This window comes from Aeromonas sp. s10 (assembly GCF_040907975.1).
Classification (GTDB): Bacteria; Pseudomonadota; Gammaproteobacteria; order Enterobacterales; family Aeromonadaceae; genus Aeromonas; species Aeromonas caviae.
In genome coordinates this window covers 23,390-48,200 of the sequence record NZ_JBFOCV010000008.1, presented here as the reverse complement: position 1 = coordinate 48,200, position 24,811 = coordinate 23,390, and the positions used below count along the sequence as shown (strand labels likewise).

The window sequence follows — 24,811 nt, the reverse complement described above, 5'->3', positions numbered from 1 at the left end:
GGCCCGGAGGGTATCCACGGGCGGACGGCAGAAAGCGCTGGACCGGGCAACCCCCTGGGCTAGGATAGGACTGTCACCCTTTGCAACCACCGCTCTGACAGGGACACCATGGCGCAGGTTTCAGGATACCGCTTCTTCGCTCTTTCACTGCTCTTGCTGCTGGCCTTCCAGGTATGGGGGGCGCAAGGCAGGGGCAACATCACACTGGTGAGCTCCCTTGAAACCAGGGACTCCCCCTATGGTCGCTGGCTCGATCTCATCTATCGGGATGCGTTCGCCCGCCTGGGCTATGCATTCCAGTACCAGGGCTACCCCGGGGGACGTGCCCCCCTGCTGGCAGAGCAGGGACAGGTCGATGGCGAGATCCACCGCGCCGCCAGCTACCAGCAGCAGACCCGCACCCTCCAGCGCGTGCCCGAGCCCCATTTCGCCGTCTCCTATCAGGTCTATGCCCACCAGTCCGGGATCCAGCTGCAGGGGTGGCACAGCCTGCAGGGCACCGGTTATCGGGTCGAGTTTCGCCGTGGCGCCAAGCTGCCGGAGATGATGCTGGGCAAGGTGGTGGCACCGGACCGGCTCTTTGCCATCGCCACCGCCGAGCAGGGGATGGGCAAGCTGCTCAAGGGGCGCAGTGACCTCTATGTGGAGCAGACCCTGATTGCCAGCCAGGCCCTGGCCGCCCTGACGCGCCAGGACCCGGGCTATGCCGGCATCTACTCCGCCGGGGTGATGGAGCTGGCCGATTCTTACGTCTACCTGCACGAACGGCATCAGGATCTGTTGGCCCCCCTTGCCGGCGTGATCCGGCAAATGAAGCAGGACGGCACGGTGGCGCGCTATGAGCAGCAGGCCATGGCGGCTGAGGGCACCAGCCAACCTTAACGTCCTCTTTTTCCGCAAGCCCTCCCGCGCCCTGACCATGCAGGAGACCCGGGGCGATCAATTCTGTCGCAGACTCATGGCCGCAGCGGGCACCCTGTTCGTCAACACAACGTTGACAAAAACGCCCCCAGTATCAGGGAACTCGCCATATAAAACCCCATCGACCTTGTGTTCATCTGGCTTGCGGCCAAAAGGCACCATGTCCGTCTGTGCATACCCCAAATCTTGCAACATCCCCCACTCCGACCGCCCCATCATTTCGATGGAGTCGCGTCATCGTTCAGGCATATCTTCCCCTCGAGGCCCGTGCCAGGGCCCGATCACAGGAGCAATACATAATGAAAAAAGCAGTAACGGCCGCCTTGCTGGCCATGATGATGGCGGCCTCGGTTCAGGCGGCAGACAAGGTGACCACGGTGCCGGTGCACTTCGCCAAAGGCGCGCACAGCGCCAAGGTTGACGGCACCTTCTCCGGTTATGACACCATCAACTACACCCTGGGCGCCAAAGAAGGCCAGACCATGACGGTCGCCATCACCGGCAGCACCAATGCCAACTTCAACGTCTTCGCGCCGGGCGCCATCCCGGGTCAGGCCGAGGCACTGGGCGGCGGCAACGTGGACACAAAATGGCAAGGCACCCTGCCCAAGTCGGGCAAGTACCTGATCCAGGTCTACCAGATGCGCGCCACCGCCCGTAAAGGCGCCAAGGTCCCCCACTCCCTGTCGGTCGGCATTCAGTAACCGACGCCAATATTGCCTGTGTGACAAGCAAGAAGGAGCCCATGAGGCTCCTTCTTTGTCATTGTGTGCTGGCACTGCGACCCGGGTAACGGCTCAGCCCTTGTAGGCGGGCAGCAGGTCCACCATGTTGAGCAGGTGGAAGGCGGCGGTCAGCACGCCGAACAGGATCACCAGGACGATCATGAAGAGGCCGCCGGGGGCGCGGAAGCCCTCGCCACCTTCTTCGCGCCGGGCCGCCCGCACCTTCCAGGCCAGCAGGGGCGGGATGATGCAGGTCCACAGGGTCGCCACGGCGCCCGCATAGCCGATGGCCACCAGGAAGCCGAATGGGAACAGCAAGGAGAGCACCAGGGGCGGCAGGAAGGTCACCGCCCAGGACTTGGCGCGGCCACCCCGGCTGTTGTCGAACTTGAACAGATCCGCCAGGTAGTCGAACACCCCGAGCCCCACCCCGATGAAGGAGGAGAGGATGGCCGCCATGGAGAAGGCGTTGAGGGCGCTGGCCACCGCCTTGGACTCGATCACCGAACCGAGAGCCTTGAGCAGGGCATCCACGTTGCCCCCCTCCGCGATCACCGGGCCGAACTCGCTGCGGGGCAGGTTGCCAAAGACGCTCACCAGCCAGATGAGGTAAAACGCGAGCGCGATCAGGGTGCCCCCCAGAATGGCGCGGCTGGCGCGGCGCTCTTCACCGTAGTAGGCGCGCATGGAGGAGACCGAATGGTGGTAGCCGAACGAGGTGAGCGCCACCGGCAGCATCACCAGGGCATAGGGGGCGTAGCTCACTTCGCTGCCCACCCGGTCGAGCAGAAGATCGAGGCGCACGTTCATCGACAGGCCCGAGATGCCGAAGGCGAAGCTCAGCCCCATCAGGATCACCAGCAGCACCGAGATGCGGTCCACCGCCCGGGTGGAGTGCCACACCAGCAGGGAGAAGGCCAGGGTAAAGAGCACGGATGCCCACTGGCTACCCATCCCCGTCATGCCGTCGATGATGAGACCGGCCGAGGTGATGTAGGCATAGAGCAGGATGCCGCCGACGAAATAAACGCTGAGATTGTTGAGGGCGTTGACCTTCTCCCCCAGCAGATCCCGGGTCACGGTATCGAAGGAGACGCGCAGGGGATAGCCCCGATAGGACTCCAGCAGCATCCAGCCGGAGACCGTCATCACCACCATGGTCAGTGCTACCGCGAGCATGGACCAGAGGGTCCAGGCGCCCGCCCCCGCACTCGGCAGCCCCAGCATGCCGGCCCCCACACAGACGCCGGCAATGATGCATGCCCCGCCCACCAACGATGGTTTCTGTTCCATTACTCCCCCAAACGGATTGTCGACTGGTCACGGCACACCGCCGTGCTTCTCCTGCGTTCGCCACTGCTGGCGCCGGGGGACTTTACCCTGCATGCCTTCGGGTATCAAATCCAGAGGGAAAATGGGGGGAAACGGGCCGGATCCTGCGCCCCATCCGTGGAATATGTTCGGGATGGGGCCAGGTTCAGCACACCAGGGTCAGCCGGTGTAGACGGGCAGCAGACCCGCCATGGCCATCAGGTGGAAGATGGCGGTAAGCACCCCGAAGACGATGACGGCCACCACCATGGGCTGGCCGCCGGGGGCCTTGAACCCCGCCTCGTCCGGGGCCAACTCCCGGGACTTCTTCGCCAGCAGGGCCGGGATGATGCAGGCCCAGACGGTCGCCGCGGCCCCGGCATAGCCGATGGCCACCACGAAGCCGAACGGGAACATCAGGGAGAGCGCCAGGGGGGGCAGGAAGGTCACCGCCCAGGATTTGGCCCGCCCCCGGCGGCTGTTGTCGAACCGGAACAGATCCGCCAGATAGTCGAACACCCCGAGCCCCACCCCGATGAAGGAGGAGAGGATGGCCGCCATGGAGAAGAGGTTGATGGCCTGGGAGACCTGCCTGGACTCGATCACCGAGGCCAGCGCCCCCAGCAGCACATCCACGTCGCCCCCCTTGGCGATGACGGGGCCGAAGGCGGGACGAGGCAGGTTGCCGAAGATGCTGAGCAGCCACAGCAGATAGAGCGCCAGGGCGATCAGGGTCCCCCCCAGGATCGCCTGCCTGGCTTTCTGCTCCTCACCGTAATAGGCGCGCATCGAGGCGACCGAATGGTGGTAGCCAAACGAGGTGAGCGCCACCGGCAACATGGCCAGGGCGTAAGGGGCGCGGCCCAGCTCCTCGGCAAAGGAGTTGAACAGCTTGGCGGTGTCGACCTTGCTGGCAAGCCCGGAGACCCCGAACACGAAACTCAGCACCATGAAGACGATCAGGACGACCGAAATCCTGTCCACCGTCCGGGTCGAATGCCAGACGAACCAGGAGAACACCAGCACGAACAACACCGAGGCCAGCTGGCTATTGATGCCCAGCAGGCCGCCCAGGATGAGACCCGACGAGGTGATATAGGCATAGAGCAAAATGCCGCCCACGAAATAGACGGTGAGGTTGTTGAAGAGATTGATCCTGTGACCGAGCAGATCCTTGGTCACCGAGTTGAAGGAGGCGGTCAATGCGTAGGGTTTCAGGGCTTCCAGCAGCATCCAGCCTGAAACCGTCATGACGACCATGGTAAGAATGATGGCGAGGGTTGACCAGCTGGTCCAGGCCCCGGCTCCCGCGCTCGGCAGCCCCAGCATGCCGGCACCGACACAGACGCTGGCAATGATGCAGGCCCCTCCGATGACGGACGGTGTTGATGTCATGTGTGTCACTCCAAATCTTTCACAGAGCAGTGAAAAAAAAGGGCACAGAAAAATCTGTGCCCCTGACTCGTTATGCTTCTATCAATTTTTTCTGCGTCTTGCCGGCTGACGGGTCGTTATGCTCGACCTCTTTCAGTCTGGCGGTGAAGTGACGCAGCACGGCCGGCTCGTAAATGAAGTCCAGCCCCTTCACCCGGTGGGCGTTCTTCTTCACCTCGCCGAAGGCCTCGATGACAAAGTCCATGTGGGTCTGGGTATAGGTGGCACGGGGGATGGTCAGGCGCAGCAGCTCCGCCGGGCAGGGGTGCTGCTTGCCGGTGGCGGGGTCGCGCCCCAGCAGCAGGGAACCTATCTCCACCGCCCGGATGCCGGCGACCTTGTAGAGCTCGCAGGCCAGGGCGTGGGCCGGGAACTGATCCGCCGGGATGTGGGGCAGCAGCTTGCCCGCATCCACGAAGGCCGCATGGCCCCCCGCCTGCTGGCACACCACGCCGATGGCCTCCAGCCCGTCCACCAGGTACTGCACCTGGCCGATGCGATAGGCCAGCCAGTCCTGGCGCATGCCGTCCCGCAGGCCCACCGCCAGGCGCTCCATGGCGCCTCCTTCCAGGCCGCCATAGGTCGGGAAGCCCTCCTGCACCACGCACAGGGTACGGCACTCGGTGTAGACGTCCAGCATGCTGTCATCCTTGAAGCACAGCAGCCCCCCCATCTGCACCATGGCATCCTTCTTCGCCGACATGGCGAGGCCGTCGGCGTACTTGTAGGACTCTCTGGTGATCTCCTCGATGGTCCAGTTCGCGTAGCCGGGCTCCCGCTGCTGGATGAAGTAGGCGTTCTCGGCGAAGCGGGCGGAGTCCATGATGACGGGGATGTCGTACTTTCTGGCGATCTCGTACACCGCCTTCAGGTTGGCAATGGAGACCGGCTGCCCCCCGGCGGAGTTGCAGGTGATGGTGCTGACGATGTAGGGCACGTTGGCGGGGCCCGCCTCCAGGATGGCCTCTTCCAGCTTCACCAGATCGAAGTTGCCTTTGAAGTCGGCGGTGACCGAGGTATCGAACGCCTCCCTGGTGTAGACGTTCTTCGCCACGCAGCAGTTGATCTGGGTGTGGCCCTGGGTGGTGTCGAAGAAGTAGTTGGAGAGGGCCACCATCTTCTTGCGATCCAGCCCCTTCTCCTGCTCCCGCTTCTTGATGAGCACGGGGATGTAAATCTGCTCGGCGCCGCGCCCCTGATGAGTGGGGATGGTCAGGGAGTAGCCGAAGATCTCCTGCACCGCCTGTTGCAGGGCATAGTAGCTGCGGCTGCCGCTGTAGGCCTCGTCACCGCGCAGCATGGCGGCCTGCATGTCCTGAGTGATGGCGCCGGTGCCGCTGTCGGTCAGCAGGTCGATGAAGACGTCTTCGCTGTCCAGCAGGAAGGGGTTCATGCCCGCCCGGACAATGGCCTCTTCCCGATAGGCACGGGTGGTGCGCTTGACCGGCTCGATGACACGAATACGGAAGGGTTCGGGCAGATGCTTGAAGTTTTCCATAATATAAACACCCCAGATTTAAATATTCAAAATGAGTCTCTTCCCCCGCCGAAAATAGAATGTCCGGCAGGTGGGAAATATTGTGAAATGGGTGCACGACATCGCCTCGCCAGAATAAACAGGCGAAGACAGGTGCAGCTATTTCAGTTCAGGAATGGAGGCGGGCTCGTGGCATGGCAGGCATGCCGCGCCGCCGCGGGGAATTACAGCGGGAAGAAGAACGCGATCTTATGGTCCAGGGTAAACCACTTGGGATAGCTGACCTTGATATTCATGTTGTTGCTCATCCAATTGATATTAACAACGCCAAATAACAGCACCCATTATGGTGGGGAGCGCTATATGATCAATTGCAATATGAGCAAAGTGGGATGGCGCTAACAATTTGGCGGGGGATTTTTATACAGCTTATTATCGCCAATCCGAAAGATCCCCCCATCATCCACCTTTTGCCCTTTCCCCCCTCAGTGGCTCAGCCAGGGCAGCCGCTGCAACAACTCGTAGCGGTCAGGGATCGGTGTCTGGCTGACCCAGAGATCCAGCAAGCCGTAGGAGAGCAGCGGCAACACCAGCAGCAACAGACAGAGCAGTCCCAGCAGTTGGCGGGGGGCGAGTCGCTGCCCTTGCGTGCCAAGATGCAGGGCATCAGCCCGCTTGGGGCAGGCGGCCACGCAGCTCTGGCAACTGGTGCACTCGAGGCTCTGCACCGCGATGAGCTGGTGCACCTGGATGCGCGAGGGGCAAACCCGGCTGCACTTGTCACAATCGTGGCCCAGGCTTCGCAGGCAGCGGGCCGGGTCACGGCGAATGCGCAATGGGGTCAGCAGGCCGAGCAGGGCGAACCAGGCGCCATAGGGGCAGAGGTAGCGGCAGAATCCTTGCCGGAAGGTGGCGGTGAGCAGCAGCACCCAGCCAAGGCACAGGCCCGAGATCAGGGTCAGGTTGAAGAAGAAGGCCCCCATCTTCATGTCCGCCGCCTGATGGTAGGGGCTGGCGAGGTAGCCGGGCAGGGCGGCGGCGGGTACCGCCAGCAATATGATGAAGAGCAGAAAGCCGAGCACCAGAAACTTCTGGCCGCGCAACACGGCATCGAGCCAGCGCGGCGGGGTCCACTCCCCCGGCAACAGGCGCGAGCGCAGGCCGTGCAGCCACTCCCCCACCAGCCCGAGCGGGCAGAACCAGGCACAAAACGCCCGACCCAGCAGCAGGGCCGACAGGGAGAGCACCAGCACGGTGACGGTGGCCGCCGGGTGATGGGGGTCCGTCAGCCCCTGCCCGAGCCAGGCCCGCAGCCCGAGACCACCTGCGATGGGCAGGAAACCGTCCACCACGTCGGGGCGCACCAGCCAGGGAACCGTCCCCCGTGCCAGCAGCCAGATATAGACCCCATATTGCACCGACACCAGCAACCAGCAGAGCAGCAGCAGATGACGCGCCCACTCCCGCAGCGGCTGACTACCCAGCTCGTCCAGTGCGGGGAAGGGCTGGATGCGATGAAGCAGGCTGAGACTGCCGACCACCAGCCCCAGGCCAAGCCAGAGGCTGACATCTGCCGCCGCCAGCCAGGCAATGACCAGCACTCCGAGGGAGAGTCGAGATGACCAGCCCGGCCCCGTTTTCAACACCAACAGGACCAGATAGACCAGTCCGGCCACCATGGTCATCGCCTCAATCACGCTCATGCATCCTCCACTGCGTACACCCGATCTGGCGGCAAGGATAACCAACATCTGAGTTGATTATTTTGATCTGCATAGGCACAGGGGGAGATTCGGGCCAGTGCCCCTGCCCGCGATTGAGCCTTATGCCTTGCGGCTGTGGAACAGCGGCTGGTCGGATTCGGCCTGCTCGGCCCAGAAGTGGATGTTGAAGCGGGCATCCTCCGACAGCTCGACCCTGTGCCAGTACCGGGGCGGGCTGGTGGCAAACTCCCCGGCCCGGATCACCAGAGTGATCTCGGGCTCCTCGGCCTGCTCATCGGCAAAGCCGTGATAGGTGACGGTGCCCTCCATCACGCAGAGTTGGCCAAACACGCCGGCCGCGGTGTTGTGGTGGGTGAGCAGGGCCTGGGGCACATTCTCGCGGGTGAAGAAGGGGGTGGAGCGACGCACCACCCAGTGAGACGGGATCAGTTGCATGGCCATATCGGTTCTCCTTGAGTGGCCGGGTCGACCCGGCCGGTGCAATGAAAGGGGTTAACGGGGCAGCTGACGCAGCAGCGGGAAGGCGGTACTCATCTGGTCACCCCCCACCACGAAGCCGCACAACTCGCCGGCTTGGTCGCGCGCCTCGGCCACCATGCCGTGGCTGTTCCAGCGGCACTGCCAGGCGAGATCCTCGCCCCGGGTGCGGCCAGCCAGTTGCAGCGGGTAGCGCGGCGTCTTCACCTTCACCAGCATGGGGGGCAGGGTCAGCGGGGTCGGCGTGCCGAGCAGGGTACGCGCCAGCGCATTGGCCCCCAGCACGATGGGTTGCAGGAAGGGGAGCAGCTGACCCTGCCACTGCACGCAATCCCCCAGGGCGAAGATATGGGGGTCGCTGGTCTGCAAGTTGTCGTCGACCAGGATGCCGCGATCCACCTCCAGCCCGGCCCCCCGGGCCAGGGCCAGATTCGGCCGCAGGCCGATCGCGGCGATCACCAGATCTTGCTCGCTGACGCGCCCGTCGGTCAGGGTGACGCGCCAGCCATCCCCCGGCTGGGCATCTATCCTGGCGAGACCCGTCCCGAACTGCAGGCTGACCCCCTGGCTGCGTAGCGCCTGTTGCAGTGGCTCGGTCAGGGCGGCGGGCAGCAGAGCGCTTAAGGGGCTGTCGGTCAGATCCACCAGCGTCACCTCTTTTCCTGCGCTCGCCATGTCCATCGCCAGCTCGCAGCCGATGAGCCCCGCCCCCAGCACCAGGATGCGGCGGGCCTGGCGCAGTTGCGCCTCGATGGCGGCGAACTCCTGCTGGCTGTTGAGGGTGACCAGGGATTCGCTGCCCGGCAGATCGGGGCGCGCCGCGCTCGCCCCGGTGGCCAGCACCAGCTGGCCGTAAGGGAATTCCCCTCGTTCGGTCAGCACCAACCGCCTTGCTGGGTCGATGCCATGCACCGGGCAGTGTGGTAGCAGCGCGATGCGCTGCTGCTCGGCAAAATCGCTGCCGCTCTGGCGGGTCATAGCTGCGGCAGGGCAGCCCCGACTCACCACGTGGCTCAAGTCGGGCTTGTTGTACTCGTCACCGCTGTCGGCGGTGATGAGGCGGATGGGCTGCTCGGCATCCAGCTTGCGCAGGCTCTTGACCAGCTGCTGGGCGGCGAAGCCGCTGCCGATCACCACTATCTCCCGGCTGATGCCGGCGTCACTCTGCGTTGCTGCGTTCATACACAGGCCTCCACGGCGCAGGGTTCAAATACCTCCTTGCCGATGCCGCAACCCGGGCAAAGGAAACTCTCCGGTACCTGGGCCCAGGGGGTGCCCGGCGCCACCAGCTGATCCGGCTCGCCCAGCGCCGGGTCATAGACCCACTGGCAGACGGTGCAGAGCATGGCCTGGTCATCGTTCCATTCGGCGGCGGCCGCTGCGGCTTGCGGCTCAACAGCAGGCATCGCGAGGACGGGCGTCACGGTTGTCTGGGTTGTGGTGATCGGGCGGGGAGCGTCCAGCGGGTGCAACGCCCACTGACGGGCGAGCTGGCGGCCATGCTCGCGGCATTCGGCCAGCGCCGAACCATCCGGGCGCCACTTGGCCTTGAGGGAGATGCTGATGTCAAAGCCTGCGTCCATCAATCGGGTCTGGATCCGGTCCACCGCACCGCCGGTCCAGCCGTAGCTGCCGAAGGCCGAGGCACGCTTGTTGCGAAAACGCAGGCCGGTGATCTCCTCGAGCATGCCCGCCACCTTGGGCATCATGACGTTGTTCATGGTGGAGGATCCCACCAGTATCCCCTTGGAGCGGAACACCTGGGTCAGGATCTCGTTCTTGTCGTGGCGGGCCACGTTGTAGATCTTCACCGCCACGCCGGGGTCCACCTCGTGGATGCCCTGGGCGATGGCGTCGGCCATCATGCGGGTGTTGTTGGACATGGAGTCGTAGAACAAGGTGATGCGATCTTCCTGATAGTGGTCGGCCCACTCCAGGTATTTCAGGATGATCTGGGTGGGGTCCTCGCGCCAGACGATACCGTGGGAGGTGGCCACCATGCTCACCGGCAGGTTGAAGCCGAGCACCTCTTTGATCTTGGCGGTCACCAGGGGGCTGAAGGGGGTGAGGATGTTGGCGTAGTAGCGCTGGCACTGCTCCATCAGCTCGCTCTGATCCACCTCGTCGTTGAACAGGTGCTCGTCGCAGTAGTGCTGGCCGAAGGCGTCGTTGGAGAAGAGCACCGCGTCCTCGGTCATGTAGGTCATCATGCTGTCGGGCCAGTGCAGCATGGGGGTCTCGATGAACACCAGCTGCTTGCCGTTGCCGATGTCCAGGCTGTCACCGGTCTTGACCGGGTGGAAGTTCCACTCCGGGTGGTGATGATGGCCGGTGATGGAGTCGATGGCGTTGTGGGTGCAGTAGATGGGGGTGCCGGGAATGCGGGCCATCAGCTCGGTCAGGGCGCCGGCGTGATCCTCCTCGGCGTGGTTGATCACCACGTAGTCGATGGCGGCGAGATCGATCTCGGCCGCCAGGTTCTGTACGAACTCCCGGCTGAACTTGTGATCGACGGTGTCGATCAGCACGTTTTTCCCTTCGCGGATGAGGTAGCTGTTGTAGCTGGTGCCCTTGTGGGTCTTGTACTCGGTGCCGTGGAAGTCGCGTACCTCCCAGTCCCGTTGGCCGACCCAGTGGATGTTGTTCTTGACGTGAATGCTCATCAGGCAGTTCCTCGAATGCAATAGTGGATGTTCAACTGAACCAGCTATTGCAGCGGACGTGCCAACATGTAACTCGTTGTTTTTAATGGTTTCTAATATCAAGAATTGTCATTATGACATCACACCGTTATAGTCAAAATCACAAACATACTGTCATTTGGACAATTATCGTGATCTCGACCGACAGCCTGGCGCGCATCGCCCTCGACCTGCAACTCGGCATCTCTCATCAGGACCGCTTCCACCGCCTGATCCAGAGCGTGCGCAGCCTGCTGAACTCCGATGCCTCGGCCCTGCTGCGCTACGAGGGGGGCCAGTTCATTCCGCTGGCCATCGACGGCCTGATGCAGGACGTGCTGGGTCGCCGCTTCGCCCTCAAGGATCACCCGCGCCTCGAGGCCATCGCCCGCGCCGGGGATGTGGTGCGCTTCCCTGCCGACAGCGCCCTGCCCGACCCCTATGACGGCCTGCTGCCGGATCACGACGACTTCAAGGTACACGCCTGCGTCGGCCTGCCGCTTTTCTCGGATCAGGCGCTGATCGGCGCCCTGACCATAGACGGCATGAACCCGACCCAGTTCGACGGCATCAGCGACGAGGAGCTGCGGCTGGTGGGGGCCCTGGCCGCCGCCGCCCTCGACAACGCCCTGCTGCTGGAGCGGCTCGCCCGCCAGAGCAGCGAGCCCCTGGTCCCCGGCACCCGGCCCGGCCCCGAGCAGCCGGAGATGATAGGCCACTCCCCCTCCATGGCCCGGTTGCGCCACGAGATAGACGTGGTGGCCAGCTCGGAGCTGAACGTGCTGATTTTGGGGGAGACCGGGGTCGGCAAGGAGCTGATCGCCAAGGCGGTGCATGGCGGCTCGCCCCGCGCCCATGCCCCCCTGGTCTACCTCAACTGCGCCGCCCTGCCCGAATCCGTGGCCGAGAGCGAGCTGTTCGGCCACGTGAAGGGGGCCTTCACCGGCGCCATCCACAATCGGGCGGGCAAGTTCGAGCTGGCGGACAAGGGCACTCTGTTTCTCGACGAGATAGGGGAGCTCTCCCTGGCGCTGCAGGCCAAGCTGCTGCGGGTGCTGCAATACGGCGATCTGCAGCGGATCGGTGACGACACCCCGCTCAAGGTGAATGTGCGCATCCTGGCGGCCACCAACCGGGATCTGAAACAGGCGGTGGTCGAGGGGCAGTTTCGGGCCGACCTCTACCACCGGCTGAGCGTGTTCCCGATCCACGCCCCGGCACTGCGGGAACGCCCAGGCGACATTCCCCTGCTGGCCGGTTACTTTTGCGAGCGCTGCCGGCTCGGCCTGGGGCTGGAGCAGCTGCGTATCCAGTCACAAGCGCTGCAACTGCTCGAGCGCCACGACTGGCCCGGCAACGTGCGCGAGCTGGAGCACGCCATCCACCGCGCTGCCGTGCTGGCCAGGGCCGAGCAGGGCAGCCCCTCGCCGACCCTGGAACCCCACCACTTCAACCTGGGGACGACGGGCTCATCCCTGCCCGCCGACACCGTCAGCCAGCCCGCCTCTCCGGCCATTGCCGGCCTCGGCCTGCGCGCCGCCACCGATCTGTTCCAGCGCCAACTCATCGAGCAGACCCTGACGGCCCATGACGGCAACTGGGCCGCCAGCGCCCGGGCGCTGGATCTGGACGGCGGCAACCTGCACCGCCTCGCCAGGCGGCTCGGTCTCAAGGCCTGACGCCCCCAGATACCAGAGGGGCCCAAAAACAGAAACCCCCTCGCTGGCGAGGGGGTTTCTTGTTCATGGCACCCGTGGCGCCGTCAGCGCAGGGACTTGACCGAGCGGCGGACGATGAGCTCGGGCTGCACCGTCATGGACTCCACTTCCAGCTCCTTGTTGCGGATCCGGCTCACCAGTTGCTGCACCGCCAGCAGGCCGAGCTCGGCCTTGGGGTGGCGGATGGTGGTGAGCGGCGGGCTGGAGAAGCGCGCCATCTCCACGTCGTCATAGCCGATCATGGAGATATCGTCCGGCACCTTGACCCCGGCCTCCCAGGCGGCGCAGATGGCACCGATGGCCATGGGATCGTCGAAGGCAAAGACCGCGGTCGGGCGAGGGGTGAGGGCCAGGATGCGCTGCATGGCATCGAAGCCGCTCTGGCTCTCGTAGTCCCCTTCGAAGATCTGCTCTTCTTTCAGGGTCATCCCCTGTTCAGCCAGGGCATCGCGCACCCCGTCCAGCCGTTGCTGGGTAGTCGGCTTGGCGAGATGGCCGGTGATGCAGACGATGTTGGTGTGGCCCTGCTCCAGCAGATGGCGCACCGCCAGACGCGCGCCGATGCGGGCGTTGTCGTTGATCACGTTGGCGAAATCGCACTCGTTGCCCCAGTCCAGCACCACTTGCGGCACGTTTTTGTGGATACGCAGCATGTCCCTGAACTGGGTGTCGATATCGGTCCCCAGCACCAGCAGACCGTCGACCCGCTTCTCCATCAGCATGCGCAGATAGTGCTGCTGGCGGGGCGGCTGGTTCTCGGTGTTGCACAGGATCAGGCTGTAACCCTGCTCGAAGCAGTAGGCTTCCACCCCCTGTACCACTTCCGCGAAGAAGGGGTTGGCACTGGTGGTCACCAGCATGCCGATGGTCTTGGTCGAATTGATCTTGAGACTGCGCGCCACCGAGTTGGGCGCGTAGTTCAGCTCTGCCACCGCCTCAAGCACTTTCTGGGTTGCGTCTTCGCTGACCCGACGGGTGTGATTGAGTACATGTGAGACGGTGGAGATGGATACGCCTGCGCGCGAGGCGACATCCTTGATAGTTGCCATCTCTGTCTCCTGAATAACAAAGGCGGAACAGTAGCAGATTTCCCGAATAAAGGCTTGGTTTTAACGGGCGCTGCCAGTGAATTATCAATGCTGGCTAATCTATGCGGTCATTTCTTTTTGCGCAAACGGATTTTGGTCAAAATGAGAGCGGACGCAGAATGAAATATCGTCAGTTTTTTACTCTGGAAATTGTCACCATGACAATTTGTTATCTGTATGTTGCACCATCACAGCAACATTAAACTCCAATAAACAGCAATAAACTGCGTGTTAGTTTCACAAAACCCCTCTCGCGCCTGCTCCGGTTAGTATCTTTAACATCTTGTTATTGCCCGGCGAGGAATGATAGAACCTTATCTATCGCCGGGCTGGCGGGACACAGGCTCGGAATGACGTGCATAAAATGAAACAATTCACTGATTAAGGGACGAATCAATGCATAACTTCAGCAAAATGGCAGTCAGAGCAGCGGTTTCTTTGGCTCTGTTTGGATCAGTTTCCATGGCCAATGCGGCCGATACCATCAAGATCGGCATCGCCGGCCCCCTGACCGGCCCGGTCGCCCAGTACGGTGACATGCAGTTCACCGGCGGCAAGATGGCGGTCGAGCAGATCAACAAGGCGGGCGGCATCAAGGGCAAGCAGATCGAAGCCGTCATCTATGACGATGCCTGCGATCCCAAGCAGGCCGTGGCCATCGCCAACAAGGTGATCAACGACGGCGTCAAGTTCGTGGTCGGCCACCTCTGCTCCGACAACACCCTGCCCGCCTCCGACATCTATGAAGATGAAGGGGTCCTGATGGTCACCCCCGCCTCCACCAACCCCAAGATCACCGAGCGCGGTTACCAGCTGACCCTGCGTACCATCGGTCTGGACAGCGACCAGGGCCCGACCGCTGCCAAGTACATCATCGAGCAGGTCAAACCCCAGCGCGTGGCCGTCATCCACGACAAGAAACAGTACGGTGAAGGCATCGCCTCCAGCGTGAAAGCCGCGCTGGACAAGGCCGGCGTCAAGGTCGTTGCCTATGAGGGCATCACCGCAGGCGACAAGGACTTCTCCGCCCTGATCGCCAAGCTGCAGAAAGAGAACGTCGACTTCGTCTACTACGGCGGCTACCACCCCGAGCTGGGTCTGATCCTGCGCCAGGCTGGCGAGAAGGGTCTGAAGGCCAAGTTCATGGGTCCGGAAGGCGTGGGCAACAAGGACATCTCCGCCATCGGCGGCCCAGCTTCCGAAGGCCTGCTGGTGACCCTGCCGAACAAATATGACCTGGTGCCGGCCAACGCCCCCATCGTAGAAGCGTTCAAGGCCAAGGGTCAGGACTCCTCCGGTCCGTTCGTCTGGACCACCTACGCCGCCATGCAGGCCCTGGCGGCCGGTATCGCCAAGGCGGGCGAGGATGATCCGGCTGCCGTCGCTGCCGCCATCAAGGCCGCACCGATCGACACCGTGATGGGCCCCCTGACCTGGGCGCCGAACGGTGACCTGAAAGGCTTCGAATTCGGTGTGTTCCAGTGGCACGCCGACGGTACCTCCACTCAACTCAAATAATCTGCCGGTCGGGGTGACGTGAGTCACCCCTCCTTTCTTTGCGGGCAAGTACACAGGGAACGCGGTATGTCCGAACACCTTCTTTATCTGGTTCAGCAGTTGCTGAACGGATTGACCATAGGCAGCACCTATGCGTTGATCGCCATCGGCTACACCATGGTCTACGGCATCATCGGCATGATCAACTTCGCCCACGGCGAGGTCTACATGATCGGCTCCTATGTCGCCTTCATGGTGATGGCCGGGCTCATGATGATGGGCATCGACAGCACCGTGCTGCTGCTGGGGGGCGCCTTCCTGGTCAGCATCATCATCACCGGCAGCTATGGCTGGTCCATAGAACGTGTGGCCTATCGTCCACTGCGGGGCGGCAACCGCCTGATCCCCCTCATCTCCGCCATCGGCATGTCGATCTTCCTGCAGAACATGATGCGGATGGCCCAGGGCTCGCGTGACATCGCCATGCCCACTCTGATCTCCGGGGGCTGGACCCTCGGCGGCGAGGATGGCTTCCAGGCCAGCCTCTCCTACATGCAGCTCATCATCTTCGTGGTGACCTTCGTCACCATGCTGGCGCTGACCCAGTTCATCGGCCGCTCCCGCATGGGGCGTGCCTGCCGTGCCTGTTCCGAAGACATCAAGATGGCCAACCTGTTAGGGATAGACACCCACGTGGTCATCTCCATCACCTTCGTGCTGGGGGCCGCCCTGGCCGCCGTCGCGGGGGTGCTGCTCGGCATGTACTACGGTGTCATCAACCCCTATCTCGGCTTCATGGCAGGCTTGAAGGCCTTCACTGCCGCGGTATTGGGCGGCATCGGCAGCATTCCCGGTGCCGTACTGGGCGGCCTGCTGCTCGGCGTGGTGGAAGCGCTCACCGCGGGCTATCTCAGCACCGAGTACAAGGATGTGATGGCGTTCGCCCTGCTCATCTTCGTGTTGCTCTTCATGCCCACCGGCATCCTGGGTCGTCCGGAGGTCGAGAAGGTATGAAAAACCAATCTATGCATGCCCTCGTGCTGCTGTTCATGACCATCACTGGCATTCTCGGCCGTCCGGAAGTGGAGAAAGTCTGATGAAACGTCAATTTATCCATGCCTGCATCGCCAGCCTGGTGCTGCTGGTGCTCTCCTTCTGGCTGCTCGGCTTCAAGCTGGAGACCGATGGCTCCCGCCTGCTGGTGGTGAGCCGCCTCGATGTATCGCTGGCCTGGCTGCTGGGGGGCGCCACCATCGTTTTCTGGTTCCAGATGCTGCGCGGCCAGATAAGCCGGCTGTTCCAGGCCTCCATCAGCGGCTTCTCCGTCGGCTTCACCAAGCTGGTGCTGCCAAGCCCCGAAGAGGCCCCCAAGCTCTATAACCTCACCGCCGTGCTGGTGCTGCTGTTTGCGGTGAGCTGGCCCTTCATGGCCTCTCGCGGCGCCATCGATCTGGCCACCCTCACCCTGATTTACATCATGCTGGGGCTGGGACTGAACGTGGTGGTGGGCCTCGCCGGTCTGCTCGACCTCGGCTATGTCGGCTTCTATGCGGTCGGCGCCTACAGCTACGCCCTGCTCAACACCTACTTCGGTCTGAGCTTCTGGGAGTGTCTGCCCATCGCCGGTCTGCTGGCGGCCACCTTCGGCTTCCTGCTCGGGTTCCCGGTGCTGCGGCTGCGGGGGGACTACCTGGCCATCGTCACCCTGGGCTTTGGCGAGATCATCCGCATCCTGCTCAACAACATGACCACCCTGACCGGCGGTCCGAACGGGATCTCCGGCATTCCGAAACCGACTCTGGGGGGGCTCGAGTTCAACCGCACCGTCAAGGATGGGGGCTTTGGCACCTTCCACGACTTCTTCGGCATCGCCTACAACGCCAACCACAAGGTGATCTTCCTCTACCTGATGGCCCTGGTGCTGGTAGTGGCGACCCTGTTCGTCATCAACCGCCTGCTGCGCATGCCGCTCGGCCGTGCCTGGGAGGCGCTGCGGGAAGACGAGATCGCCTGCAAGTCCCTGGGGCTCAACCCCACCATCATCAAGCTGACCGCCTTCACCATAGGCGCCTGCTTCGCGGGCTTTGCCGGCAGCTTCTTCGCCTCGCGCCAGGGCTTCATCAGCCCGGAATCCTTCGTCTTTATCGAGTCGGCCATCGTCCTTGCGATTGTGGTGCTGGGAGGCATGGGATCCCAGATCGGGGTGGTGCTGGCGGCCATCGTGATGACGGTGCTGCCGGAGCTCGCCCGCGAGTTCAACGAATATCGCATGCTGATGTTCGGTCTCTTGATGGTATTCATGATGATCTGGCGGCCGCAGGGACTGCTGCCCATGAGTCGACCCCATATGGAGCTGCGTAAATGAGCAACAATCAACCATTGTTGGATGTCTCAGATCTGTCGATGCGCTTTGGCGGCCTGCTCGCGGTCAACGGCGTCAAGCTGGATGTGGAAAAGGGGGAGGTGATCTCCATCATCGGCCCCAACGGGGCGGGCAAGACCACCATCTTCAACTGCCTGACCGGCTTCTATCGCCCGAGTGGCGGTGTCATTCGCTACAAGGGTGAAGAGATCCAGGGGTTGCCCGGCCACCTCATCGCCCGCAAGGGCATTGTGCGGACTTTCCAGCACGTGCGCCTGTTCAAGGAGATGACGGCGGTGGAAAACCTGCTGGTGGCCCAGCACAGGCATCTCAATACCGGCTTCATCGCCGGCCTGTTCAAGACCCCCTCCTTCCGCCGTGCCGAGAAAGAGGGGTTGGAGCAGTCCGCCTTCTGGCTGGAAAAGGTGGGCCTCAAGGATCTCGCCAACCGCGCCGCGGGCAACCTGGCTTACGGCCAACAGCGCCGCCTCGAGATCGCCCGCTGCATGGCGACCCGGCCCGAACTGCTGATGCTGGATGAACCGGCCGCAGGCCTCAACCCCAAGGAGACCGACGAGCTCAACGAGCTCATCTCCAACCTGAGGGACGAGTTCGGGGTCTCGGTGCTGCTGATCGAGCACGACATGAAGCTGGTGATGGAGATCTCCAACCGCATCTTCGTGGTCAACCAGGGCACCCCGCTGGCCCACGGCAAACCGGACGAAATCCGCAGCAATCCGGCGGTGATCAAGGCCTATCTGGGCGAGTCGTAAGGACAAAAAGATGTTAGAACTTCGCAACGTATCGACCCACTACGGCAAAATTCAGGCGCTGCACGACGTCAGCGTCGAGGTGAAAGAGGGGGAAATCGTCACCCTGATCGGCGCCAACGGCGCCGGCAAGACCACTCTGCTGATGACCCTGTGTGGCGAGCCCAAGCCCAGCAGCGGTTCCATCTGGTTCGAGGGGGAGCAGATAGACTCCCTCACCACCGCCCGCATCATGCGCAAGGACATCGCCGTGGTGCCAGAGGGGCGCCGCATCTTCGCCCGCCTCACGGTGGAGGAGAACCTGCTGATGGGGGCCTTCTTCGTCGACAAGGCGGAGCAGCGCGGCCTGCTGGATCAGATTTTTACCCTGTTCCCCCGCCTGCACGAGCGGCTGGAGCAGCGGGCAGGCACCATGTCCGGCGGCGAGCAGCAGATGCTGGCCATCGGCCGCGCCCTGATGAGCAAGCCGCGCCTGCTACTGCTGGATGAACCCTCCCTCGGATTGGCGCCCATCGTCATCCAGCAGATCTTCGACACCATAGAGCAACTGCGCCAGAAGGGGATGACCATCTTCCTGGTGGAGCAGAACGCGAACCAGGCGCTCAAGCTGGCGGATCGCGGCTATGTGCTGGAGAACGGCCGGGTGGTGCTGCAAGACACGGGAGAGGCCCTGCTGGCCAACCCCGCCGTCCGCCAGGCCTATCTCGGCGGCTGAGGATGCAGCAACCATCGTCACCCTTCCCCTGCCGCGCTCCCCGAGCCCGGCAGGGGAACAGCCCCCCGCCGAGGAGCACATCGTGAGCCGTGCGCGGGCGACGCAGGATCAGCACCACTTCTGGCACGATCCCGCCCTGCCCTTCATCGAGGCGCGGGCGGTGCAGGATGGCCGGCGCGTCTGCTATGACAAGCACAGCCACCCCCACTTCTCCATCGGCGCCATCACCGGCGGCCACAGCCACTACCTCAACCAGCGCAGCCTGCAAGAGGTCGGCCGTGGCAGCCTGGTGCTGATGAACCCGGAAGAGGTGCACGCCTGCAATCCCGTCGCGGACCAGCCCTGGTCCTATCTGATGTTCTACATCGACAACCTCTGGTTGCAGCGCCAGCAGGAGGAGGCCGGGCTCGGCAACGCGTTTCGCCCCTTCGACATGACCGCAAGCCGGGATCCCCTGCTCTACCAGGGGCTCTGCCGGCTTCATCGGCAACTGGTGGCGGAGCCGGATCCCCTGGCTCGCGAAGTGGCCTGCCACCTCTTCAGCCGCCAGCTTCTGGCCAGGCTCACCCCGGCCAAGTGGGATGACCGCCCTCCCCAGCACCTGCAGCGAGCCGCCGAGCTGATGCAGGACGAGAGTGCCTGCGCCCTCACCCTGGCACAGCTGAGTGCGGTGGCCGGGCTTACCCCTTCCCACTTCGTGCGCGCCTTCAGCCGCCATTACGGCATGACGCCCCACGCCTACCTGCTCGATCAGCGCATTCGCCACGCCCGCACCCTGCTGCGCCAGGGGCAGCCCCTGGCGGAAGTGGCCCTTGCCAGCGGTTTTGCCGATCAGGCCCACTTCCAGCGCCAGTTCAAACGCCGGGTGGCAGCCACCCCGGGCCAGTACAGAGCGCAGCTCGTCCCTCAGGACGAGCGCACCAGATAGGCGGCGCTGAGCAGCAGCAAGAGCGCCATGGCCCGATTGAACCAGCGCAACCGGCGGGGAGAGACCAGCCACCCCTGCAATCGGCTGCCCGCATAGGCCCAGCAGGCGATGGAGCCGAGGCAGATCACCAGATAGATGCCGGTAAAGAAAGCGATCTGGCTCATGCCGCCCGCGATCCCATAGGCTCCCATCCCCATGCTGGCGGCGAGCCAGGCCTTGGGATTGAGCCACTGCATCAAGGCCCCGTACCAGAAGGCGGGGGGCACACCCTCTACTTCCTTCACCTCGCCGCTGTCCACCAGCAACTGCCAGGCCATCCAGCCGAGAAAGAGCACGCCGCCCCAGTGAATGGCCCCCAGCGCCACAGGCCAGCGGGACAGGGCGCCACCAAGACCCAGCCCCATCAGCAGGAGCAGCAGGATGAAGCCGAGGGTGGCCCCCACCACGTGGCGCAGGCTGGCCGTGAAACCGTACCGGGCGCCGGTGCCAAGGGCGACCAGATTCACCGGCCCCGGGGAGATGGACATGGCCAGGGCAAACCCGGCCATGGATAACAGCAGACTGAATTCCATGGATGATGCTCATTCAATTGAGGGAAGCCCGAGCCTACCCGGCCCGGGCGGCACGATATTGAAGAAAATTGCGATCCCCTGGATGCCGCCTCCATTGCACACTTAGCGCAAACCGCCGCTTGCGGTAAACTGCCCTTCAACCTTCCATTTTCAGGACATCTCAATGGACCAGTTTGCCCATATCAGCGCCCAGGATGCCCACCAGAAGCTGAGCGCAGGCGAAGCCCGTCTCGTGGACATTCGCGATCCCCAATCCTTCGAGACGGCCCACGCAGTCGGCGCCTTCCACCTCACCAACGGCACCCTGGTTCGCTTTATGAACGAGGTGGACTTCGATACCCCTGTCATCGTGATGTGCTATCACGGCAACAGCAGCCAGGGGGCGGCCCAGTACCTGCTGCAACAAGGCTATGACGAGGTCTATAGCCTGGATGGCGGTTTCGAGGCCTGGCGCAGGGAGTTCCCCATCCAGGCGGGGGACGCATGACAGAGGCGGGTCGCTCCTCCTCCACCGGCATGATCCAACTGCTGGTGCTGGGTGACGCCCGCATGGCCCAGGCGCTGGTGGATTATCTCGCTACCCTGGGCATTCCGTGCGAGCTGACCCAGTCAGAGCTTGGCGTCTCGGTCTGGCTGGCAGACGAACGGCGCCTCGCCCAGGCCCAGCAGGAGGTCAAGCGCTTCCTGAGCGAACCCAATCACCCCCGCTACATGGAGGCCTCCTGGCAATCCGGCCATGCCGATGCCCGGATCGACTACAGCAAGGGGATGACGGATCCGGTCACCGATTTCCTCCACCAGGCGGGCCCCCTGACCCTGGTGGTCATCATCGCCTGCCTGGCCATCTACGCTCTAGATGCCATCGGCCTGCCCATCTTCGACGAGCTCGCCTTCCACCCCACCCTGGCCCAGTTCACCGACTGGCAGGCCTGGCGCTACGTCACCCCGGCCTTCATCCACTTCTCGGTGCTGCACCTGGTGTTCAACCTGTTGTGGTGGTGGTATCTCGGTGGCCAGATAGAGCAGCGCCTCGGCAGCGGCAAGCTGTTCATACTGCTCATCGTCGGGGCTGCCCTGCCCAATATCGCCGAGTTCTTTGTCAGCGGCCCGCGCTTTGGCGGCCTCTCCGGGGTGGTCTATGCCCTGCTCGGCTACAGCTGGCTGCGAACCAGGCTTCAACCGGATTGCGGCCTCGCCATGCCGCCAGCCCTGATGGGCTTCATGCTGGTCTGGCTGGTGCTCGGCTTCCTGGACATGCTCGGCACCCCCACAGCCAACATGGCCCATTTGGTCGGCCTGCTGGTCGGCCTTGCCCAGGGCTGGCTGGACAGACACCACAGGCCGGGGTGAGGCCTGGTTGCCGGCAACTGCTCGGTAACCAAAGCGACCACCAACATGGCTCACCTGGCGGGCCTGCTGGTCGGTCTTGCCCAAGGCTGGCTGGACAGGCACCACAGGCCGGGGTGAGGCCTGGTTGCCGGCAACGGCTCGGCAACCAAAGCGACCACCAACATGGCTCACCTGGCGGGTCTGCTGGTCGGCCTTGCCCAAGGCTGGCAGGACAGGCACCACAGGCCGGGGTGAGGCCTGGTTGCCGGCAACTGCTCGGTAACCAAAGCGACCACCAACATGGCTCACCTAGCGGGCCTGCTGATCGGCCTTGCCCAGGGCTGGCTGGACAGGCACCACAGGCCAGCCTGAGCCGATTTGCCATAAAAAAACGCCGCCCCAAGGGGCGGCGTTTTTATTGGTCGGCCGGCTTACTGCTTGAGCAGGCTGCCGTCGGTCACCTTGACCGCGGTACCGCCGCTTGCGAAGAAGCTGCCGAACTGGGTCTGCATCTCGGTGGTGACGGCGCCGGTCGGATCGAAGTTCTCGTCCGGTGCCAGCAGCGAGCTGTGACCCCCGGCCACGAAACGGGCCGCTCTGTGGTTGGCGGCGCCGGTGGCGGTCAGCGGTTGCAGGGCCAGGACCTTGAACAGCGGCTCGGTGCCACCCAGCGGGGCGGTGGCGATGCTGTTCGGGATCACCCGATCCGACAGACTCAGGGCGCCGTCGCCGACGATTTCGGTGGCAAACAGCGGGAAGTCCGCCGCGATACCGCTCCCCAGGTTGATGGGGTCTGCCGAATCCAGCACCGACTGCGCCGCGAAGCTGTAGCTCTGCAGGGTGCTGGCCGCCGTGGCCTGGGTGGCCGCATCCTGGCTCGGCAGGAACTCGTTGACGAAGCAGGTCGGCACCGCCGTCTTGCAGTTCGGGGCATAGGCGGTGAAGGCTGCCTTCAGGGCCGCACTGCCAGCGGTCAGCACGCTCATCTGGATGGTCGGGCCGAAGGTCGGCGAGTTCAGCAACAGCGGCGCTATGCCGCCACCCGGCATGGCCAGGCCGCCAGTGTCGAACTTGAACAGGGCGTCTGCCGTCGGGTTGCCAACAGACTGGTTGGCCACCGCCAGCAGGTTGGCCCCCGCGATGGCACCCAGAGAGTGACCCAGGAAGTGTACCTTGAGGCTGCCTGCGGTGCCGATGGCGCCCTTGGCATTGGCCAGCCCCACTGCCAGACGCAGGCCCAGCAGATCCGCCACGCTCTGTTTCAGGTTGTCGCGGGCCACGGTCAGGTAGCTCAGGTTCAGGTAGGGGGTCGGGTTGTCGGAGGTGGTCACCGAGTCCATGCTGCCGGTCAGGGCGAAGCCGCGTTCACCGTGCAACGGATGATCGATCACCACCACGGCCACGTTCTTGCTCGCCTGGGCACCGGCACCAATCTGGCCAAGGGCCAGCGCATAGGCGTTCTCCTTCACGGAGGTGACGCCGTGCTGATAGATGATCACGTCGGTGATGTTCGCCAGCGGTGCGGCGGCGAAGATCCGCATCGGGACGGACTGCACCTCTTCCAGTGCCGGCAGCGGGTTGAAGCGCCCGATGTTCATCTCGGGATCCAGCGCCTTGCCGCCGGAGGTGAGGGTAACCCCGATCAGCTTGCTCGCCTCCGCCAGCAGCTCGGCCTGACGGCTCGGATCGGCGATGAGTTCGCCCAGCAGGGCCGGATCCACGCCCGCCCCCACCAGGCCGCCGATCACTTCGGCATCCTGGGCTTTCAGGGCGTTCGCGATGGCGTAGAGGCTGGGGATGGCACCGTGCCAGGACTGGGTCTTCGCCTTGTCCCAGGAGCCGGCGGTGGCCGGGGAGGAGAGGAAGTAGGGCAGCTTGACGGTGCCGCTGTAGACGGTGGTCCCCAAGGCCAGATTGTGGAGTGGAGTGCCGTCACCAAAAGCGGCGGCAATCGCATCCTTCTGCTCCTGGGGCAGGAAGTTCTCGGCGTCCAGCTGGGTCAGGAAGGGGCTGCCGCCGCTCACCGACAGAGTATAGGTGCCAGGCAGGCTGGTATTGCCCAGGGCGTCCTGCTTCCACAGGGCGGCGGCGTCCAGGGTCGGGCTCTTGAGCACGGATGCGGCCGCCCCTTTCACCGCCACCAGCACGTCGGCGCCGGACTGGGTACCGAACCAGTCGGAGAAGATCACGTGGTCGCTGGTGATGCCGGTGGCAGCCTTGAACAGCCCTTCCTGCAGCGCGATCAGACCGCTGATGGTCTGCTCCTGGGCATTGCTGCCGGTGCTGGTCTTGTAGTTGCTGTAGTCGCTACCCGGTCGCAGGGGGGCACCCGTGCTGTCTTTGAGGGTATCGGTCGCCACTATCATGTAGTAGGAAGAGGGGTTGAGCGGCTTGAGCGGCACCAGATTCAGCTTGCCGGTCGTCTCGGCCACCACGAAGTCTACCCCATAGGTCAGCACCTTCTTCACGCCGCTCGGACGCAGGGCCGCACTGTCAAACTCCAGCTCCATCAGGTAGAGGGGGGCCACGGAGGCTGCGAATTCAGCAGCGGCCGGCGCCTTGACCTGGATGCCGGAGGCCGTCACCGGCACTATCTGGATCGCCTGGGTAGTCGACCAGCCATCCAGGGTGGAGAGGGCGGACACCGGGTTGGAGAGATCCGCCGTTTCCGTGGAGAATTTCAGGGTACCGTCGGTCGCACGGGCTGCCAGGGCGCTGGGTCGGACTGCATTGGAGCCGCTCAGCAGATAATCGAGATAGCTTGAGGTATCGCCTGTGTTGTCGTCACTGCCACCACAACCGCTCAGCAGCGCACTGACGACGGCCGCGTAAATTAGCTTTTTCTTCATATCCTTATCTCTTTTATGTTGTTATCCATGATGAGCCTGACGGGGTAGGGTTCAAACCCGACCGAATCATATTAACAGCAACGCAACAATTAATAAGCCTCTGGTCAGTCATCTGATCTGATTTTTTTGTGTACACCATCAAGGAATTGGAATTGATTCCCGGTGTCACAGGGTAGCAGCCAGGGTACATCAACCAGACCCGACCAGAGCCCGATGGGATCCATGGCGCAAAA

22 protein-coding genes are annotated in these 24,811 nt (G+C 63.5%); 11 read left to right on the top strand and 11 right to left on the bottom strand.

Going from position 1 to position 24,811, the window contains the following annotated elements:
- Window positions 1-108: 108 nt before the first annotated feature.
- Together AB5Y59_RS02575 and AB5Y59_RS02570 are read left to right on the top strand one after the other, a co-directional pair.
- Window positions 109-882: a hypothetical protein gene (locus AB5Y59_RS02575; protein ID WP_368211457.1), complete on the top strand. Its 774-nt coding sequence runs from the start codon at window positions 109-111 to the stop codon at window positions 880-882.
- Window positions 883-1,220: 338 nt separating this feature from the next.
- Entirely contained in the window at window positions 1,221-1,625 is a 405-nt protein-coding gene (locus tag AB5Y59_RS02570; RefSeq protein ID WP_010672394.1) for a hypothetical protein, read from the top strand.
- A gap of 93 nt (window positions 1,626-1,718) precedes the next feature.
- On the opposite strand, the gene AB5Y59_RS02565 is transcribed toward AB5Y59_RS02570, so the two are convergent.
- The 8 genes from AB5Y59_RS02565 to norV form a co-directional block, all read right to left on the bottom strand.
- Entirely contained in the window at window positions 1,719-2,939 is a 1,221-nt protein-coding gene (locus AB5Y59_RS02565; RefSeq protein WP_041214146.1) for an aromatic amino acid transporter, read from the bottom strand.
- A 198-nt stretch (window positions 2,940-3,137) separates the two neighbouring features.
- Entirely contained in the window at window positions 3,138-4,352 is a 1,215-nt protein-coding gene (locus AB5Y59_RS02560; protein WP_368211456.1) for an aromatic amino acid transporter, read from the bottom strand.
- Between the two features lie 70 nt (window positions 4,353-4,422).
- Complete coding sequence (gene tnaA / locus AB5Y59_RS02555; protein WP_010672391.1) at window positions 4,423-5,889, bottom strand: tryptophanase; 1,467 nt, start codon at window positions 5,887-5,889, stop codon at window positions 4,423-4,425.
- Window positions 5,890-6,092: 203 nt separating this feature from the next.
- Window positions 6,093-6,164 (bottom strand): tryptophanase leader peptide, encoded by a 72-nt coding sequence (gene tnaC, locus AB5Y59_RS02550; protein ID WP_223302601.1) that lies wholly within the window; start codon window positions 6,162-6,164, stop codon window positions 6,093-6,095.
- Between the two features lie 189 nt (window positions 6,165-6,353).
- Window positions 6,354-7,571, bottom strand: coding sequence for a 4Fe-4S binding protein (locus tag AB5Y59_RS02545; protein WP_261999567.1), 1,218 nt, complete (start codon window positions 7,569-7,571; stop codon window positions 6,354-6,356).
- A 120-nt stretch (window positions 7,572-7,691) separates the two neighbouring features.
- Window positions 7,692-8,033: a DUF1971 domain-containing protein gene (locus tag AB5Y59_RS02540; protein WP_319921458.1), complete on the bottom strand. Its 342-nt coding sequence runs from the start codon at window positions 8,031-8,033 to the stop codon at window positions 7,692-7,694.
- Between the two features lie 51 nt (window positions 8,034-8,084).
- Window positions 8,085-9,251, bottom strand: a complete 1,167-nt coding sequence (gene norW, locus AB5Y59_RS02535) for an NADH:flavorubredoxin reductase NorW (RefSeq protein WP_336568221.1) — start codon at window positions 9,249-9,251, stop codon at window positions 8,085-8,087.
- Window positions 9,248-10,732 carry an anaerobic nitric oxide reductase flavorubredoxin gene (gene norV, locus AB5Y59_RS02530; protein ID WP_336568219.1) on the bottom strand — a complete coding sequence of 495 codons (1,485 nt, stop codon included), beginning with the start codon at window positions 10,730-10,732 and terminating at the stop codon, window positions 9,248-9,250. The genes norW and norV overlap by 4 nt, the downstream gene beginning before the upstream one ends.
- A 170-nt stretch (window positions 10,733-10,902) precedes the next feature.
- On the opposite strand from norV, the gene norR reads away from it, so the two are divergent.
- Window positions 10,903-12,429 carry a nitric oxide reductase transcriptional regulator NorR gene (norR, locus tag AB5Y59_RS02525; protein ID WP_368211455.1) on the top strand — a complete coding sequence of 509 codons (1,527 nt, stop codon included), beginning with the start codon at window positions 10,903-10,905 and terminating at the stop codon, window positions 12,427-12,429.
- 83 nt (window positions 12,430-12,512) lie between these two features.
- On the opposite strand, the gene AB5Y59_RS02520 is transcribed toward norR, so the two are convergent.
- Window positions 12,513-13,517, bottom strand: coding sequence for a substrate-binding domain-containing protein (locus AB5Y59_RS02520; RefSeq protein ID WP_010672385.1), 1,005 nt, complete (start codon window positions 13,515-13,517; stop codon window positions 12,513-12,515).
- Between the two features lie 435 nt (window positions 13,518-13,952).
- On the opposite strand from AB5Y59_RS02520, the gene AB5Y59_RS02515 reads away from it, so the two are divergent.
- The 6 genes from AB5Y59_RS02515 (at window position 13,953) to AB5Y59_RS02490 (ending at window position 19,828) form a co-directional block, all read left to right on the top strand.
- The gene (locus AB5Y59_RS02515; protein WP_039041003.1) at window positions 13,953-15,074 is read left to right on the top strand and encodes a branched-chain amino acid ABC transporter substrate-binding protein; all 1,122 of its coding nucleotides are present in this window, start codon (window positions 13,953-13,955) and stop codon (window positions 15,072-15,074) included.
- 66 nt (window positions 15,075-15,140) lie between these two features.
- A complete protein-coding gene (livH, locus tag AB5Y59_RS02510; RefSeq protein WP_010672383.1) occupies window positions 15,141-16,067 on the top strand; it encodes a high-affinity branched-chain amino acid ABC transporter permease LivH in 927 nt (308 codons plus the stop codon).
- 82 nt (window positions 16,068-16,149) lie between these two features.
- The gene (locus AB5Y59_RS02505) at window positions 16,150-17,418 is read left to right on the top strand and encodes a high-affinity branched-chain amino acid ABC transporter permease LivM (RefSeq protein WP_039041002.1); all 1,269 of its coding nucleotides are present in this window, start codon (window positions 16,150-16,152) and stop codon (window positions 17,416-17,418) included.
- Window positions 17,415-18,188: a high-affinity branched-chain amino acid ABC transporter ATP-binding protein LivG gene (gene livG / locus AB5Y59_RS02500; protein WP_010672381.1), complete on the top strand. Its 774-nt coding sequence runs from the start codon at window positions 17,415-17,417 to the stop codon at window positions 18,186-18,188. The genes AB5Y59_RS02505 and livG overlap by 4 nt, the downstream gene beginning before the upstream one ends.
- A gap of 10 nt (window positions 18,189-18,198) precedes the next feature.
- Complete coding sequence (locus tag AB5Y59_RS02495; RefSeq protein WP_010672380.1) at window positions 18,199-18,900, top strand: ABC transporter ATP-binding protein; 702 nt, start codon at window positions 18,199-18,201, stop codon at window positions 18,898-18,900.
- An 82-nt stretch (window positions 18,901-18,982) separates the two neighbouring features.
- Window positions 18,983-19,828 (top strand): AraC family transcriptional regulator, encoded by an 846-nt coding sequence (locus AB5Y59_RS02490; RefSeq protein ID WP_103261011.1) that lies wholly within the window; start codon window positions 18,983-18,985, stop codon window positions 19,826-19,828.
- On the opposite strand, the gene AB5Y59_RS02485 is transcribed toward AB5Y59_RS02490, so the two are convergent.
- Entirely contained in the window at window positions 19,807-20,400 is a 594-nt protein-coding gene (locus tag AB5Y59_RS02485; RefSeq protein WP_232092720.1) for a LysE family translocator, read from the bottom strand. The genes AB5Y59_RS02490 and AB5Y59_RS02485 overlap by 22 nt on opposite strands.
- Window positions 20,401-20,563: 163 nt before the next feature.
- Here AB5Y59_RS02485 and glpE point away from each other — a divergent pair, with 163 nt between their 5' ends.
- A complete protein-coding gene (gene glpE / locus AB5Y59_RS02480; RefSeq protein WP_042079198.1) occupies window positions 20,564-20,887 on the top strand; it encodes a thiosulfate sulfurtransferase GlpE in 324 nt (107 codons plus the stop codon).
- Window positions 20,888-20,916: 29 nt separating this feature from the next.
- The gene (gene glpG, locus AB5Y59_RS02475; protein WP_029313427.1) at window positions 20,917-21,750 is read left to right on the top strand and encodes a rhomboid family intramembrane serine protease GlpG; all 834 of its coding nucleotides are present in this window, start codon (window positions 20,917-20,919) and stop codon (window positions 21,748-21,750) included.
- Window positions 21,751-22,160: 410 nt separating this feature from the next.
- Here the strand turns inward: glpG and AB5Y59_RS02470 are convergent, their stop codons facing one another.
- Window positions 22,161-24,578, bottom strand: coding sequence for a VolA/Pla-1 family phospholipase (locus tag AB5Y59_RS02470; RefSeq protein WP_042864705.1), 2,418 nt, complete (start codon window positions 24,576-24,578; stop codon window positions 22,161-22,163).
- Between the last annotated feature and the right edge of the window lie 233 nt (window positions 24,579-24,811).

Excerpts from the sequence above, each read along its gene's own strand:
- AB5Y59_RS02575 (WP_368211457.1), top strand. The coding sequence starts at position 109 with ATGGCGCAGGTTTCAGGATACCGCTTCTTCGCTCTTTCACTGCTCTTG.
- AB5Y59_RS02570 (WP_010672394.1), top strand. The coding sequence starts at position 1,221 with ATGAAAAAAGCAGTAACGGCCGCCTTGCTGGCCATGATGATGGCGGCC.
- AB5Y59_RS02565 (WP_041214146.1), bottom strand. The coding sequence starts at position 2,939 with ATGGAACAGAAACCATCGTTGGTGGGCGGGGCATGCATCATTGCCGGC.
- AB5Y59_RS02560 (WP_368211456.1), bottom strand. The coding sequence starts at position 4,352 with ATGACATCAACACCGTCCGTCATCGGAGGGGCCTGCATCATTGCCAGC.
- tnaA (WP_010672391.1), bottom strand. The coding sequence starts at position 5,889 with ATGGAAAACTTCAAGCATCTGCCCGAACCCTTCCGTATTCGTGTCATC.
- AB5Y59_RS02545 (WP_261999567.1), bottom strand. The coding sequence starts at position 7,571 with ATGAGCGTGATTGAGGCGATGACCATGGTGGCCGGACTGGTCTATCTG.
- AB5Y59_RS02540 (WP_319921458.1), bottom strand. The coding sequence starts at position 8,033 with ATGGCCATGCAACTGATCCCGTCTCACTGGGTGGTGCGTCGCTCCACC.
- norW (WP_336568221.1), bottom strand. The coding sequence starts at position 9,251 with ATGAACGCAGCAACGCAGAGTGACGCCGGCATCAGCCGGGAGATAGTG.
- norV (WP_336568219.1), bottom strand. The coding sequence starts at position 10,732 with ATGAGCATTCACGTCAAGAACAACATCCACTGGGTCGGCCAACGGGAC.
- AB5Y59_RS02520 (WP_010672385.1), bottom strand. The coding sequence starts at position 13,517 with ATGGCAACTATCAAGGATGTCGCCTCGCGCGCAGGCGTATCCATCTCC.
- AB5Y59_RS02515 (WP_039041003.1), top strand. The coding sequence starts at position 13,953 with ATGCATAACTTCAGCAAAATGGCAGTCAGAGCAGCGGTTTCTTTGGCT.
- livH (WP_010672383.1), top strand. The coding sequence starts at position 15,141 with ATGTCCGAACACCTTCTTTATCTGGTTCAGCAGTTGCTGAACGGATTG.
- AB5Y59_RS02505 (WP_039041002.1), top strand. The coding sequence starts at position 16,150 with ATGAAACGTCAATTTATCCATGCCTGCATCGCCAGCCTGGTGCTGCTG.
- livG (WP_010672381.1), top strand. The coding sequence starts at position 17,415 with ATGAGCAACAATCAACCATTGTTGGATGTCTCAGATCTGTCGATGCGC.
- AB5Y59_RS02495 (WP_010672380.1), top strand. The coding sequence starts at position 18,199 with ATGTTAGAACTTCGCAACGTATCGACCCACTACGGCAAAATTCAGGCG.
- AB5Y59_RS02485 (WP_232092720.1), bottom strand. The coding sequence starts at position 20,400 with ATGGAATTCAGTCTGCTGTTATCCATGGCCGGGTTTGCCCTGGCCATG.
- glpE (WP_042079198.1), top strand. The coding sequence starts at position 20,564 with ATGGACCAGTTTGCCCATATCAGCGCCCAGGATGCCCACCAGAAGCTG.
- glpG (WP_029313427.1), top strand. The coding sequence starts at position 20,917 with ATGATCCAACTGCTGGTGCTGGGTGACGCCCGCATGGCCCAGGCGCTG.
- AB5Y59_RS02470 (WP_042864705.1), bottom strand. The coding sequence starts at position 24,578 with ATGAAGAAAAAGCTAATTTACGCGGCCGTCGTCAGTGCGCTGCTGAGC.